Source organism: Phaeobacter porticola, assembly GCF_001888185.1.
GTDB classification, from domain to species: domain Bacteria; phylum Pseudomonadota; class Alphaproteobacteria; order Rhodobacterales; family Rhodobacteraceae; genus Phaeobacter; species Phaeobacter porticola.
In genome coordinates this window covers 24,848-38,938 of record NZ_CP016365.1, presented here as the reverse complement: position 1 = coordinate 38,938, position 14,091 = coordinate 24,848, and the positions used below count along the sequence as shown (strand labels likewise).

At 56.0% G+C, this 14,091-nt stretch carries 12 protein-coding genes and 1 pseudogene; 6 read left to right on the top strand and 7 right to left on the bottom strand.

The window, feature by feature from the left end; genetic code table 11:
* Nucleotides 1–75: 75 nt before the first annotated feature.
* Nucleotides 76–759, top strand: coding sequence for a sugar transferase (locus tag PhaeoP97_RS17690; protein WP_072506588.1), 684 nt, complete (start codon nt 76–78; stop codon nt 757–759).
* Between the two features lie 117 nt (nt 760–876).
* Entirely contained in the window at nt 877–2,370 is a 1,494-nt protein-coding gene (locus tag PhaeoP97_RS17685) for an oligosaccharide flippase family protein (protein WP_072506587.1), read from the top strand.
* A gap of 373 nt (nt 2,371–2,743) precedes the next feature.
* Here PhaeoP97_RS17685 and PhaeoP97_RS17680 read toward each other — a convergent pair.
* The 3 genes and pseudogenes from PhaeoP97_RS17680 to PhaeoP97_RS17670 all read right to left on the bottom strand — a co-directional run.
* Nucleotides 2,744–3,100 (bottom strand): annotated as a pseudogene (locus PhaeoP97_RS17680) (integrase core domain-containing protein); the annotation flags it as partial.
* Nucleotides 3,101–3,645: 545 nt separating this feature from the next.
* The gene (locus PhaeoP97_RS17675) at nt 3,646–5,517 is read right to left on the bottom strand and encodes a methyl-accepting chemotaxis protein (RefSeq protein WP_237029038.1); all 1,872 of its coding nucleotides are present in this window, start codon (nt 5,515–5,517) and stop codon (nt 3,646–3,648) included.
* 463 nt (nt 5,518–5,980) lie between these two features.
* Nucleotides 5,981–6,331: a M24 family metallopeptidase C-terminal domain-containing protein gene (locus PhaeoP97_RS17670; protein ID WP_072506585.1), complete on the bottom strand. Its 351-nt coding sequence runs from the start codon at nt 6,329–6,331 to the stop codon at nt 5,981–5,983.
* A gap of 322 nt (nt 6,332–6,653) precedes the next feature.
* Here PhaeoP97_RS17670 and PhaeoP97_RS20915 point away from each other — a divergent pair, with 322 nt between their 5' ends.
* From PhaeoP97_RS20915 to PhaeoP97_RS17655, 3 genes are all read left to right on the top strand, one after another.
* A complete protein-coding gene (locus tag PhaeoP97_RS20915) occupies nt 6,654–7,268 on the top strand; it encodes a GntR family transcriptional regulator (RefSeq protein WP_072506584.1) in 615 nt (204 codons plus the stop codon).
* 7 nt (nt 7,269–7,275) lie between these two features.
* Entirely contained in the window at nt 7,276–7,704 is a 429-nt protein-coding gene (locus PhaeoP97_RS17660; RefSeq protein WP_072506583.1) for a hypothetical protein, read from the top strand.
* Nucleotides 7,705–7,818: 114 nt separating this feature from the next.
* On the top strand, nt 7,819–8,292 hold the full coding sequence (locus PhaeoP97_RS17655) for a Dps family protein (protein WP_072506582.1): 474 nt from the start codon (nt 7,819–7,821) through the stop codon (nt 8,290–8,292).
* A gap of 58 nt (nt 8,293–8,350) precedes the next feature.
* Here the strand turns inward: PhaeoP97_RS17655 and PhaeoP97_RS17650 are convergent, their stop codons facing one another.
* The 4 genes from PhaeoP97_RS17650 to PhaeoP97_RS17635 all read right to left on the bottom strand — a co-directional run bounded on the left by PhaeoP97_RS17650 (nt 8,351) and on the right by PhaeoP97_RS17635 (nt 12,973).
* Nucleotides 8,351–8,596, bottom strand: coding sequence for a DUF1289 domain-containing protein (locus tag PhaeoP97_RS17650; protein WP_072506581.1), 246 nt, complete (start codon nt 8,594–8,596; stop codon nt 8,351–8,353).
* A 110-nt stretch (nt 8,597–8,706) separates the two neighbouring features.
* On the bottom strand, nt 8,707–10,191 hold the full coding sequence (locus PhaeoP97_RS17645; RefSeq protein WP_072506580.1) for an aldehyde dehydrogenase family protein: 1,485 nt from the start codon (nt 10,189–10,191) through the stop codon (nt 8,707–8,709).
* The gene (locus PhaeoP97_RS17640; RefSeq protein WP_072506579.1) at nt 10,188–11,366 is read right to left on the bottom strand and encodes a mandelate racemase/muconate lactonizing enzyme family protein; all 1,179 of its coding nucleotides are present in this window, start codon (nt 11,364–11,366) and stop codon (nt 10,188–10,190) included. The genes PhaeoP97_RS17645 and PhaeoP97_RS17640 overlap by 4 nt, the downstream gene beginning before the upstream one ends.
* The gene (locus tag PhaeoP97_RS17635; RefSeq protein WP_072506578.1) at nt 11,363–12,973 is read right to left on the bottom strand and encodes a GMC family oxidoreductase; all 1,611 of its coding nucleotides are present in this window, start codon (nt 12,971–12,973) and stop codon (nt 11,363–11,365) included. Before PhaeoP97_RS17635 ends, PhaeoP97_RS17640 begins: the two co-directional genes overlap by 4 nt.
* Nucleotides 12,974–13,114: 141 nt before the next feature.
* Between PhaeoP97_RS17635 and PhaeoP97_RS17630 the strand changes: the two genes are divergently transcribed.
* Complete coding sequence (locus PhaeoP97_RS17630) at nt 13,115–13,996, top strand: LysR substrate-binding domain-containing protein (RefSeq protein WP_237029037.1); 882 nt, start codon at nt 13,115–13,117, stop codon at nt 13,994–13,996.
* The last annotated feature ends 95 nt before the right edge of the window (nt 13,997–14,091 follow it).

Here is a 14,091-nt window from a genome sequence, read left to right as displayed (position 1 = left end):
CACAGTCACACAAGACGACAGATGACCCGGTCGACACGAATGTCGGCACCACGAGGCAAATGACTGAGGTAAGACATGAGCGATTTCGCAAATCTGGACCACCTGCGCCCGCCAACCGGTGGATGTGGAAATGCTCAGGATCGCATCGGCGTCTATGCGACGGTCGGGAAACGCCTGTTGGATATCGTGCTGGCCTTGGCACTGTTGCCGATGCTGGCACCGGTCATCGCCAGCCTCTGGTTGCTCAGTCGTAGAGATGGCGGCCCTGGTTTTTTTGGGCACACGCGGATTGGCAAAGATGGAACCCCTTTCACTTGTTGGAAAATCCGGACCATGATCCACGGTGCCGAAGATATCCTGACAGACCATCTGAAAACCGATGCCACTGCCGCTCTGGAATGGGCCCGTGATCGCAAGCTCAGCCACGATCCGCGTATCACCGGCTTCGGTCAATTCCTGCGCCGGAGCAGTCTGGATGAGCTGCCGCAAGTTTGGAACGTGTTGCGTGGTGATATGAGCTTTGTCGGTCCACGGCCCATTGTACGATGTGAACTGAGCAAATACGGCCCGGCCGCCAAAGTCTACTTGAGCCAGAGGCCCGGAATCACCGGCCTGTGGCAAGTGTCGGGCCGCAACGACGTAAGCTATGAAGATCGGGTATCCTTTGATATCGACTATCAACAAAGACAGACATTTGGTTTTGATATCAAACTGATCCTTCTCACCGGCCTATCTGTTGTCGGGCGCACCGGACGGTAAAGACCGCGTTAAGAGCTATGCTATACCATCCCCAAGAAGTCGAGGGAACAGAGGGTGCCATCTACATATGGCCCACGCAAGATCGCAGTCCCTAAATGCAAACCGGGAAGATGCATAATGCACGACAGCAATACTGACGCGTCGACACATAGCCATATCTCGCAGGGCCGCGGCCGTCTCGCGTTGATTGGCGTATTCTGGTCGTTCGTCAATATCATGGTCAGCAATGGTCTGACCGTGGTCGTGTTTCTCGTCACCTCGCTGCTACTCGAGCCTGCCGATTTTGGCGCGGTGGCGCTTGCCACCTCTATCGTAATCTGGGTCATGACGCTGGTGCCACTGCCACTCGGTGACGCAATCATACAACGCAGTGACCTGCGACAGGCCCATCTGGACAGTGCTTTTTGGTTAACCATGTTGATCGCTTTGGCTTGCATTGGCGGGCTGGTGTTCGGCGCTCCTCTGATCGCGTCCTGGACCAACCTCAGCAGCCTCGCAATTATTTTACCAGTTCTATCGCTCCGTATTCTGTTCATCGCGCTCGGAAACATCCCCGCCGCGCTGGTGAATCGCCGAATGGAGTTTCGCAAAATCGCACTGCGAACCACGCTTGCCAATGGGTTGGGTGCTGCGGGCTGTCTGTTACTCGTTCTGCAAGGCTATGCGATTTGGGCGTTGATCATGGCGCAAGTGATCACGGCCGTCGTGGGCTGCGTTGTATCCTTTTCGACAGCCCACTGGCGTCCTGGCCTGCAACTGTCGCGGAATGCTTTGGCTGATTTGCGCGGCTTTACCCTTTTCACCATGGGCGGGCGCATGATTGAACCGACCAAAATCAACCAAATCCTTCTTGGAATCGTTGCCGGTCCTGCTGTCCTCGGTGTCTTTTTCTTTGCACGCCGTATCAACGAAATCCTTCAGGAACTGACCACTGGCACCCTTCTGCCGGTGACACGCGTGTTGTTTGCAAGCCTACAGGCCGAGAAAGAGCAGCGACGCGAAGCGTTTATCCTCGCCAGTTTTGCCGCCGCGACCGCAGCCTTTCCGTTGTTCATCGGATTTATCATTGTGGCACCAACTGCAATCCCGTTTGTTTTTGGTAGTAAATGGCTGGCATCGATCTACCCACTCCAATGTTTTTCAATGCTGGGTCTACTTATGAGCATTGGGGTCATGCAGGCCTCGTTGGTCCGATTTTCCGGCCATGCTGGGTGGTGGTTCGGTTTCGAGCTCGTGGTCAGTCTCTCTGGCTTCGCCGCGATTTTGATCTTCGCACCCGATGGGCTCAACCAGATCATGACTGCACTGGTCGGGATCTCTTTCCTACTCTGGCCGATTGCGACGCGCAAAACATTGCAAATCCTTGAAATATCAGCCGCAACCTATCTGTTCGACGCCTTGCGACCTGCCCTAATTTCGGTTTCGATGATGGCAATAGCGCTTTTTGCCCTGCGTGAACTAGGTCCCCCCATGTACGGCACGCCACAGCTCTTGGCGCAGTTCGCGGTTTCCATCCCAACGTATCTCATAATGATATTTCTGGTCGGTGGCGATCGCCTGCAGCAAATCCGTGCTAGAATTCGCGGTAGCAGCAATCGGGGTGCTCCCTGAGAATAAGATCCCTGATGCCCTAAAGCGTATTGCTCATTCGGCACGGCAGTCCACGAGACCTAAGCGTCGCCTTCCCAGTTGGCCTAGATTATGGAAGGAATCCAAAGCGAAGTTTCGCTCGGGACTTACAAGCAGCGTGCCAGTTTGCAGTCAACCAAACAGCAGGACACATCTTCGGGCATGCCCGCTCATGACCTGCCGCCCACGGACCCCTCGTTCGTGACGAGGGATCCGTGGGTTTGATTTTATATTGGTCGTCGGCCTCGGGCTTGACAAGCGCAGCAGGCGTTGAGTCCTCAAACATCTCAAGCGCCTAGCGCGTTCGCTTTGGCATTTTGTTCCCCAGACGTGCTCCCCTTGGAGTCCGCGCTTATTAGTTCGCTCTGTTCAGTCTTTGGTCCTCTATTGACCGTTGGTGATACTCCCACGAAGTGAGCCCGTCGAGGCTCGTGTGGGGGCAATGGTGATTGTAATCGTCACGCCAGGCCGCGATCAGCTCTCGGACGTGGCGCAGGTTGGCAAACAGGTGCTCGTTGAGGCACTCGTCTCGGAGGCGGCCATTGAAGCTCTCGACAAAATCGTTCTGCATGGGCTTGCCTGGCGCGATGTAATGCCATTCGACCTTCCGGTCTTCCTGCCATTTCAGAATGGCATTCGACGTCAATTCGGTCCCATTGTCGCTGACCACCATGCAGGGATAGTCGCGCGTTCGAGCGATACTATCGAGCTCAGTCCACGGCTCGCCGACGGGCCACCTCAGTTGTCGGTATCCCGTTCGGCACTACAATTGATTTGCTAGATCAATTCCACAGCGATTGAACTCCTCCTCTTTGATCATCCCGATGATTTTCGCCTCGGTGAAACGGCTATTACGCATTCGTCTGCTCCAAAATCGGTTGGCCAGAATCTTCTTCACGGTGAGAGAATTTGCCCAGAGCAGATCACTCACTTTGCATCGACCCAGTCATCAAGCACTAATAGAGTGACGCCCCCCGGTTCGGACGTCATGCATCTAACCAACCTCAATATTTGGTCAATTTGACACGCAACAAGGTTTTCAACGTTTCCATGCGGTCAATACCTAGCATAAACCACCCATCGGGTTGGTCGTAACAACGGTATCTAGAGTGAACGCGCCCACAAAACGCACGTTACATCGCCAAGGAGCGGCACGCCAAACGACGTGCCGCTCCTGACAACGATATAAAAAACCGAACTCGTCGTCGCCCAATACCTACGTCATTGCGACGTTGATACCCAGTGATCTCGTAAAGGCTAGGCTGCCGCCACATAGTTGGCCTGCTGTGAGGCCTGGTTAGGCTGGCGACTATCACCTGATTGGAATGCCGCAACCAACCTCGACAGGTTCGTGGTTTCGTGATCCAGCGAACTACAAGCCGCAGCGGTCTCTTCGCACATGGCTGCGTTCTGCTGCTGCGCCGCTTCCAACGTACTCATGGCGCCATTCAGTTCAGAGATGCCACTGGACTGCTCATCTGCCTGTTTGGCGATATTGCCCACATGGTCCGAGATGCTGCCGATTGCGTCCATGATTGTTGTGAGGGAGTCGTTGGTACGGCCCACAAGATCGACCCCATGTGCAACCTGTGCACCAGAGGATGTAATCAACGTCTTGATTTCAAGAGCGGATTCAGACGAACGCAACGCTAGACTACGAACCTCCGCAGCGACGACAGAGAAGCCACGACCTGCCTCCCCTGCGCGTGCGGCTTCCACTCCCGCATTGAGGGCGAGCAGATTTGTCTGGAAAGCGATATCGTCGATCATCCCGGTAATCCGTGTAATCTGCTCCGACGTTGCAGCAATCGAGTCCATTGCCTCTACGGTTTCGCGTGCAACCGCAGCACTGTTTGTCGCGTTCTGGCTTACCGATGTGACCAAGGCTTCGGTTTCGCGCGCGCCGCTGGCGACATGCTGTACGTTTCGCGTCAGTTCACTTAGCGATGCTGCTGTCTCTTCAAGCTGCAACGCTGAGCGTTCGGTTCGTTGAGAAAGGTCATTGGTCGCCGACGAAATCTCTGTCAGCCCCGTATCAATCGACCCTGCGGAGTCGTTCACAGCTGTGATGAGCTTGCTCAACTGTTCAACAGTATTGTTAAAATCCTGGCGCAGCGGCTCATATTGCCCTGGCATTTCGTCGTGAATTTTTACGTCTAGGCGGCCGCCTGCAAGCTGCTGGAGATTCTGAGCAAGTGTGCGAACAACGTCTTCCTGCTGTTGCTGTTCACGCAGCTGGGTTGCCTCAAGCTCCTCCTTGGTTGCAAGCCCCTGGCGCAGAGTTTCAATGGAAACGGCCATCGCGCCAATTTCATCCTTACGTTTCGGCATACTGACAGGATCATGTACTTTGCCAGCCGACAAATCATTCATGACGCCAAGCATCTTACCCAGAGGGCGGCGCACCAGAGAACGCACTGAAAAGAAGATGGTCGCAAGCGTCAGCGCAAGCAGCAGAACATTGGTGATCAACTGCTCATAAATGCTCTCCTTCACCGGATTGACAAAAACGTGGCGCGGCACGTCCAGAACAACCACCCAGGTCTTGTTCATGCCGTAAGCAGTGAACGGAAAGAACAGCCGGGTGGATCCATCAGCACGATCAGCAACAATCTGTGTGTCACCAGTCTCGATCGCCGCCTGAAATTTCGCGACTTCGTCACCTTCAAAATCCTGGATCAGCAATTCTGGATCTGGATGTGACAACCATTTACCACCTTGACCCAGCAGCATCACATGCCCGCCATCGTAAACAGACAGCCCACTCACAAATTCACCGAGGTTATCGAGCACAATATCCACACCCGCCACGCCGACAATCTGCCCTTTCGCCGTTACAGGGACCGATACAGATGTCAGCAAGCGGTTTTCATTGGAAAGATAGGGTTCGGTAATGACGCTTTCACCAGTATCGATGGGAAGGCGATACCATTCCGATGTATCAGTGGGGTCCACATTGAAAGTCTCGAAATTCAAACCACCAGTATCGTTCTTGGTCCAATATGCCGCGAAGATACCGTCTGCATTTCGGCCGTCGGGGCCAGAAATGAAGTCTTCGGTCGCTCCATCGGGGATGGCAGACATCCAGGAGGAAAACACCAGATCGTATCGACCGGGCACCCCTTCCATGATCTTGATCAGATCTGCGGTAGAGGCGTCCCCATCTTCGATATATCCAGACAGCGCCCCCCCCAGTGCCGCCGCAGCCGAAGTTGCTTCGATCAATTGTGACGACAGACTTTGGGCAACGTCTGATGCGCGTTGTGACGCCCCATCAAGCACGCGCTCCCTGACATTCGCGGATTCATTCAGGGCAGTGTAGACACTGAAGCACAGCATCAACCCGGTGATGACAACCGTGGTCGCGGCAAGAAGCTTGCCTGAAATGGTATTGAACAGAGCTGGCATTGATATCTCCACTTGGAAGGCTCGTAATCACCAACCCTTCTCATATCCGCCTGAACAAAGTGTTGATCACCCGTTTCGAAACGCGCATCATAACGGTATTACCCGCTAAATTTCACTCAGATTAACACGAAAATCTCCACCGCTTCTCGCGGCGGCACAACAGGCTTTAGATACGTAGACAGCACTAAACCGGCGCCGTCACAGACGACAGCCAGTGTCGGGCTTGCCTGCTTAATAATGGCCACAACTTGCGTGACACTTCATCATGATACGCATTCAACCAGGCCCGCTCAACGCCGGAGATCCTGGCAGGAATTAACATTTCGGCTTGAATGGGTCCCAGCGTCATATTTCTGAATGCAAGGAACCCGCCGACTTTCTCCACAATCTCAAAGACATTCTCAATACGAATACCAAAACGCTCTGCCTCGTAGTATCCCGGCTCAATTGACACAACCATGCCAGGAACAAGAGCGACAGGATTGTAAGGTTTACCGATCCGCCGCAAACGGTTCCCGAAACGCAGACATAGCACTAGTGGCTGGCGTTCTTCATGGGCATGGTACTGACCAGAGCTCCACCTGCAAAATGAAACTCGGTGTCAGCTCACTTTCTTCAGCGACCTGAACCATCGTCATCCCGCTCGCATAGCACAGTTTGCGCACTGTCGAGTGGGGATTGGACCAAACAACATCAAGAAAAGTATACTAATATTTATTGTAATGCTACATCAGAAACATCCGAGTGATCCAACTTGCGCGGTGAGAGACACCCCTGTCTCGCATTGGCCAAGCGGCTATCGCCTCAGCGGCACCTGGGGAGCCTGACAACCGACTGCGGTTAATCACCGGCCCCCCGTGGACTTAAAACGAACTAAGACGCGCCACTATCAGCAGCAGCCCTCATATTTACGAGGCGCAAATGGTCGACAAACGGCCATCTCCCGCAGCTCTCTAGCTGATGGCATCGCAGATGACCTGCGTGAGCGTATTCTCAGTGGTGAGTTGGCCGAGGGCGAGGCGATCCGGCAGGAAGCGCTTGCAGAGGAATACGATGTGTCCCACCTGCCGATCCGCGAGGCGCTGAAACGATTGGACACCGAGGGTCTGGTTCTGGTCGCGACCAACCGCGGGGCCTCAGTCACAAAAAACTCGCTCCGCGAACCCGCCAAATTCGAGCACCGAGACCTGCTCACCCTCGCGGAGGCACGTTGTGTTGATGATGCTTGCGCCGCACTGACCCAACATATCTCACGCACCAAGGAAGAACTCCTGACCCTAGACGCTGAGAACCGGGCGCGCGCCGACGACACGACAGGATGGACCAACCAAACCCCGATTGCCAATAGCACGTACAGAATTGGTCAAGTGCACCGCTGTCAGTCTTGCCGCGCATCAATAACTTATGTATTTAGTCAGGAATTAACCCGGACGCCGAAGAACGCGCGCCTACCCCAGCGGACCCGCCTTTAGGATACCCATGCAGACGCTATCCCCAACGACTACATATATTCATGATTGCCCAGCCCGCGCCCCCCTCTTCGACACAGCAGAATACAATATCCTCAATGTGTTGCGGCTGGCTGCGTTGGACTGCCGGGTCGCTTCGCGAACCGATCTGTTTGAGGCCTGCGCTTTGCTCTTTGTAGATGGAGAGGACGCAAAGAGAACATATGTGGATACCCTTGTGAAGTGCTTGCCCGAGGCACTGACACGCCGAATCAAATGGTTCCGCCCTGGGACAGTAGAGATCTCGTTCGATGAAGCTTGGGTATTGCGCTGCCTCTGCCGCATTGCGGACGAGGATTTAGACAGTCTGAAGTTTCTTCTCGCATCGCGCATTGAACCTTCAAAACGTCGATATATCGGGTTCTTACTGGGGCGTATTTCAGAGACAATTCAATCTTAACTTAGAACAATTCTAAATGCGCTTGATCTATACATCGTATTGGCTATGATGTTCCCACAGCAAGCCAGCTTTTCGCCAGCCCGCTATCTCTGGAATGGAACAATGGGGAATACGATGACACAGACTGCTGCCGCACTATCGACCGATGCAAAAACCGCAATCGCCGATGCCTTAAATCAATCGGTCGCAGAGACCGCTGTCACCACCATGCTGGCCCAGAACTTTCATTGGAATGTCAAAGGGATGGCATTTGGCCCCCTGCACGACCTGTTCCAAAAGATCTACGAAGATCACTTTATCGGGCAGGATGACCTGGCTGAGCGTGTGCGCGCGCTTGATGTCCACGCTGAGGGGACATTGGCGGGTATGCTGAAACGGTCGAAGGTCTCCGAACACGATGGCCACGCAACCGATCAGGAAATGATCCGTATCATGATGAATGCGCAAGAAACGCTGGCCGCAACCCTGGCAGGCACTGGCGCGCTGGCCGCCGATCATGGCGATACGCTGACCGAAGATCTGTGTATTGCGCGTGGACAGACACACGAAAAATTCGCGTGGTTCCTGCGCTCACATCTAGCGGGCTAATTCGCCATAGGCTCAGTTTGACTGAATCAGCCCACCAGGGTCGCCATATAAATCGCGGTCAGAGGACATCCTCGACCGCGATTTTTCGTTTTATCAGCTTTCTACGATAGGCAATGTCCCAATGGGTGTATTTACCCAATTGCCCCTGCTGCGCGGTCAGCATTTTGACAAAGGCGCGCCGATGACTGTCCTTCTTCAACGCCTTAAAGAGCGATTTCTGCGCTTTGGTCATTGAACAGCCAATACAGTGGCCTTCACGTTTGAACTTGCAGACGTCGATACAGGGGCTTGGTGTTTTGGGCATCTTGAACCTATTGCGTTACTCAAAGATGGGGCGGCGCGGAGGGTTACACAACCAACCCGGCAGGTATTGCTCCAATTCTCATTGCTCTGCAACCGACGCAGCCCTCATGGCTACACCGCCAGCGTCACCGCCTTGGACCGGGTATATGCTTCTAGCCCCTCCAGTCCCTTCTCGCGTCCAAAGCCAGACTTTCGATTTCCACCAAATGGCAGTTCGATACCGCCCGCCCAATAGTCGTTGACGGTCACTTGTCCCGCATCAACCCGGCGCGCCATCCGCAGGGCGGTCGAGATGTCTTTCGTATAGATCCCGGCGGCCAGCGCAAACTCGGTACCATTGGCCAGAGTAAGCGCTTCCGCTTCGTCATCGAACACCTGAATTACCAGAACAGGGCCAAAGATCTCTCGCAACACAGCATCATCAGACTCGGGCAAATCATCCAGTATAGTGGGCGCGTAGAACCAGCCCTCACCGGTGTCAGGATCTACAACCCTTGTACCACCCAAGACGATTTCCACACCTCTTTTCCGGGCGTTTTCAACGTGGTCTGCAATCTGCGCCAGGTGCCGGGCCGAATTGATCGCCCCCATGTCTGGATTGCGCAGACCGTGGCCGATCCGTAGAGCACGAGCCTTGATCACCAGCTTGTCACGAACCTCGGCATGGATGCTCCGATGCACCAGCAATCGCGATCCGGCCGAACAGATCTGCCCCGCATTGGAGAAGATCGCCCAAAGTGCCCCATCAACCACCTTGTCCACATCCGCGTCACCAAAGGCGATGAGCGGAGATTTTCCGCCCAATTCCAGCGTCAGGCCCGTCACATTGGGCGCAACGCTTTGCATCACACCGACGCCGGTCGCCACCGAACCGGTAATTGTTACATGTCGAACCCGCGGATCACGTACCAAGGGCGCCCCGGCGGCGATACCTGTGCCCGTCACCACATTGACCACCCCGGCGGGCAATCCAGCGCGGACCAATAGATCAGCAATCATCAAGGCGGTGAACGGCGTCGTCTCCGCTGGCTTCACCACTGCCGAACACCCCGCAGCAAGTGCTGGCGCAATTCCACGCACCAAAGTGGATGTTGGGTAATTCCACGGCACGATATGCGCCGTCACCCCAACCGGTTCGCGAAGGGTAAACGCCGCATTGTCATTACCCAGGTTGACGCTGCGCCCGTCAAGTTTATCGGCAGCGCCAGCATAATACTCCAGCAGGCGCGCAGATCCAGCTATGTCGTCACGCGCCTCATTCAGAGTCTTGCCACTGTCAAGCGCCTCTACAACTGAAAGCTGCTCCGCTTCTGCTCGCATCAGCCTTGCGGCTTCATTCAGAATGGCACAGCGTTGGGCTGGTGGTGTCGCGCCCCAGATGCCAAATCCTGCAACAGCACTGGTCACCGCCCGATCCACGTCCGCCGCATCGCCGACAGCAAAATCTGCAAGCGCAACGCCTCGACCGGGATCAAAGCTCTCCATACGATCACCGGCCTCTGCCACGGCTGGTCGCCCATCAATAAAATGGTCCCTCGGCAGGTCAGGAGGCCTGCCCGTTTCAAAATAAGTAGCAATCAATTGATCAGCAGTCATTGCGCGTCCTCGCTGCACGTGTATTTGGATTTAGCGAGCCATTCCGGGCGTATCTCAACACCCCAACCAGGCTGATCCGTGACCGTGGCGTGCCCATCAATGATCTGGAACGGGTCGTTCACGAACAGGTCGCGCTGCCACGGGTAATAGTCATCGCCCTCAATCGAAAACTCGAGATAGCGGCCCGGCCGATCGACCGCGCGCAACATGTGCATTGTGAACAGGGTCACCAGCGACAGGTTGGCACAATGCGGTGTGCAGGGCAGCCCCGCTGACGCCCCCAACTGCGCCACCTCCATGCTGCGGGTCATGCCCCCCAGATAGAGGATATCAGGCTGGATGATATCAACCGCGCGCATATCGATCATGCGATGCCATTGCTGCAGGTCCCAATCCTGTTCTCCGCCCGCCACATCTATGTTCAGCGCACGGGTGACCTCTGCCGTCTGCTCCAACAGCCAATAGGGACAAGGCTCTTCGAAATGTTCGTATCCGTGATCTTGCAACCGCTGGCCCAGCTCAATCGCGCGTTGGGGTGAAAATCCGGAATTGCCATCGACAAGCAAAGCCACCTGATCGCCAAGCGCTCTGCGGATGGTCGGAATAATCGCCTCGGTTCGGCCCGGCCATTCATCCCGGTCCTCACCGCATTCAGCACCGATCCGCACCTTGAAGGCGTCAAACCCGTGTGTGTCGCGCAAGAGTTTCAGTCGGTCCGCCTCGGCCTGCGGAGTGATGTCGCGCCGCATCGAAGACCCGTAGGCGCGAATTGGGCCGGCAGACCCGCCCAGGATTTCAGCTACCGGTTTTTCAGCCACCTTCCCGCGCCAGTCCCAGACCGCCGTGTCCAGCCCAGCCATAGCCCGGCGCAGATAGGTGCCCGGATACTTATGTTCACGCAGCGGGATTTCGGCAACCACCGCCTCTAACGCATCCATGCCCCGTCCAAGCGCCCAAGGGGCAACCTGTCGATGCAGGATCTCGCAGGTCAGATCACTGTTATAGGTAGAAACCTGACCCCACCCTTGTTGACCATCTTCGGATGTCACCCGGACAAAACCAATCAACGGCGTGGAAAACGTCTCAATCCGGCGGATGTGCGGCCCGGTATCATGTTGTTGTCCACGATCACGGTTGACTGGCACCGCGCCAGAAGCGGAATATGGTGTGCTCATAGGCTCTCCAGGATCAGATCAGCTGCCCGGTGGGCCAGCATCATCGTAGGGGCATTGGTATTGCCAGAGGTGATATTCGGGAAAACAGAGGCGTCCACGACGCGCAAACCTGCCAGCCCATGCAGCTTCAGCTTTGGGCAGACAACGGCGGTGGCAGCATCAGCACCCATGCGGCAGGTGCCGACGGGATGAAACACCGTGCCGCAGCGCTCACGAAAATCAGCCAGGATATCTGCATCGGACATCCGCCTTAGATCGGGATCCATCGCTGCTTCAATCAGCCCATCAATCGCGGGCGTGTTCGCCAGGCGCTGGCAAAGACGCCCTCCAGCAACTGCCTGCGCCCGATCCTCCTCAGTCGCCAGCGAGTTCGGACGGATCAAAGGCGCGGCTTCCGGGTCGGTGCTGCGAATATCAATCCGGCCACGGCTGGTCGGGCGCGCGGGCTGGAAGCCAAGGATAAAGCCCGCAAAAGGATCCGGCTGGATCACCTCGCGTTTGCCCTGCGGCGTTGTCGTATAGGTCACCGGGTTGAAGTAGAGCTGCTGATCCGGTCGTCCCAGGTCCGGCGCGCTGCGAAAGAACCCCCCACATTGGTTTACCGATAGCGCCAAAGGACCCCGCCGCTGAACCGCATATTGCAGAGCCGCGCGGATCTTGCCCGATAGCGGAGACAGCACATTGTTCAACGTCGGTTCAGTGGCGCGGAAGTAATAATTGATACCAAGGTGATCCTGTAGATTGGCCCCAACCTGGGCCATATCATGGACAACCTCGACCCCCCGCTCCCGCAACAGACCTGAGGGCCCAATGCCGGATTTCTGCAACAAACATGGCGACGCGACAGCCCCCGCCGATAGGATGATCTCGCGTCCTGCATGAAGGAGGCTGGACTGACCGCCGCGTCGCACTTGCACCGAGGAGGCCCGTCGACCTTCGAACAGGATCCGCTCGACCAGCGCCCCGGTCATCAGCGTAACATTGCGCCGCTTCAGCGCAGGCGACAGAAAAGCCCGCGCCGAATGCATGCGTCGGCCACCACTGGTATTGATGCGGTAAACTGCTGCGCCTTCACTGTCAGGGTCATTGATATCCGCTGTGCTGGGTAGCCCCAGCTGTGACGCCGCCGCAAAGAAATGTCGGTTCGCCGGGTGGATCTGGTCTGACACATCCTGCACATGTAGTGGCCCATTGCCCCGCCTCTGGCCGTCTGGGGCGGTCTGAGTTTCCATCGCCTCATAGGTCTGGCGAACGGTGTCCCAACCCCAGCCGGTGGCACCAGCACTTTCCCAGTCGTCGAAATCCTGCGGCACGCCCCGTGCATAGATCAGTGCATTGATCGCACCCGATCCACCAACCCCCTTACCGCGCGGCCAATAGCCCTTGCGCCCATTAAGCGTATCTTCGCGCTCGCTTTCGTATTTCCAGTTCATTGCCGGGTTAAAGAATGTCTTTCCATAGCCCAAAGGCAACGCGATCCAAGGGGAACGGCCACGACCACCGGCCTCTAGGATCAGCACCTTGTGGCGACCAGACCGGCTCAACCTTTCTGCCAGCACACAGCCAGCAGACCCGGCTCCGATGATGATGTAGTCAAATGTCGTCACTTGCCCAAACGCCCACTGTATTTCTTTCACCAAAGCGTTACAAAGCTGGCGCCAATTCTAAAAACGAAAAATAATTCGTCGCTACCTTAAAAAAATTCGCAGGTAACCTATACTGATCCCATGTATAGCGAGCTTCCTCCGATGAACTGGCTTCGCGCCTTTGACGCCAGTGCCCGCCACGGCAGCTTTACCCTTGCCGCCGAAGAGCTTGGCCTCACGCCGTCCGCCGTCAGCTACCAGGTGCGCGGACTTGAGGCGCAACTGGGGCACAAGCTATTCCGCCGCGAACATAAACTGCTCAACCTCACTCGATTGGGCCATGCCTACCTGCCTGTGGTCGCCAAGGCATTTGCCGATATCGACGCATCCACGTGGAACCTGTTTGGCAAAGGGTTCGAACAAGAGGTAACTCTGCGCTGCCTCACTTCTTTGAACCTGCTTTGGTTGATGCCACTGCTCGGAGAATACAAAGCGCAATTCCCAGCCAGCCGTCTGCGCGTCCTGTCCTCGTCCTGGAGCGAGCCGTCCCTAGGAGAATCGATTGATGTTGATATCCGCTATGGCGACGGCAATTGGCCGGACGGAGCGGTTCTGCCTCTTATGCACAACGAGGTGATCGCCGTTGCGCCACCCAGCCTACTCGGCTCTGTCCCGCATTCTGACCTACACAATCTGCCCATGATCGAAATGACGGGTGTCGTGGACACGTGGCGGCATTTTTTTGCCCTACATGACCCAAAAGTCACAATCCCGGAGCCCACCTATAAGGTCGATCAATCCCTGATCGCACTTGAACTGGCGAGCCGGGGTCTAGGGATCGCGCTAATCGCTGATGTCTTTGCCCGCCCCTACTTGGAGCGTGGCACATTGATACGTGCCAGCGACACGGCACTGTCGACCCAGCACGGACATTATCTGGTCCTTCCCTCAGATCGCAACAGCCACCGACCTGAGGTCAGCAACCTCGTCACCTGGCTACAGTCACAGGCAGGTTCAGGCACCGCTCTTCACACGGTTGCCTGATCGGCGTGGCACAGGTAGCGTCGGGACATCAAGCAGCCGCATGGATCCAGTACCTTTTGCTGACCTATGCGCTCTAGCCACGGGACAATAGGCAC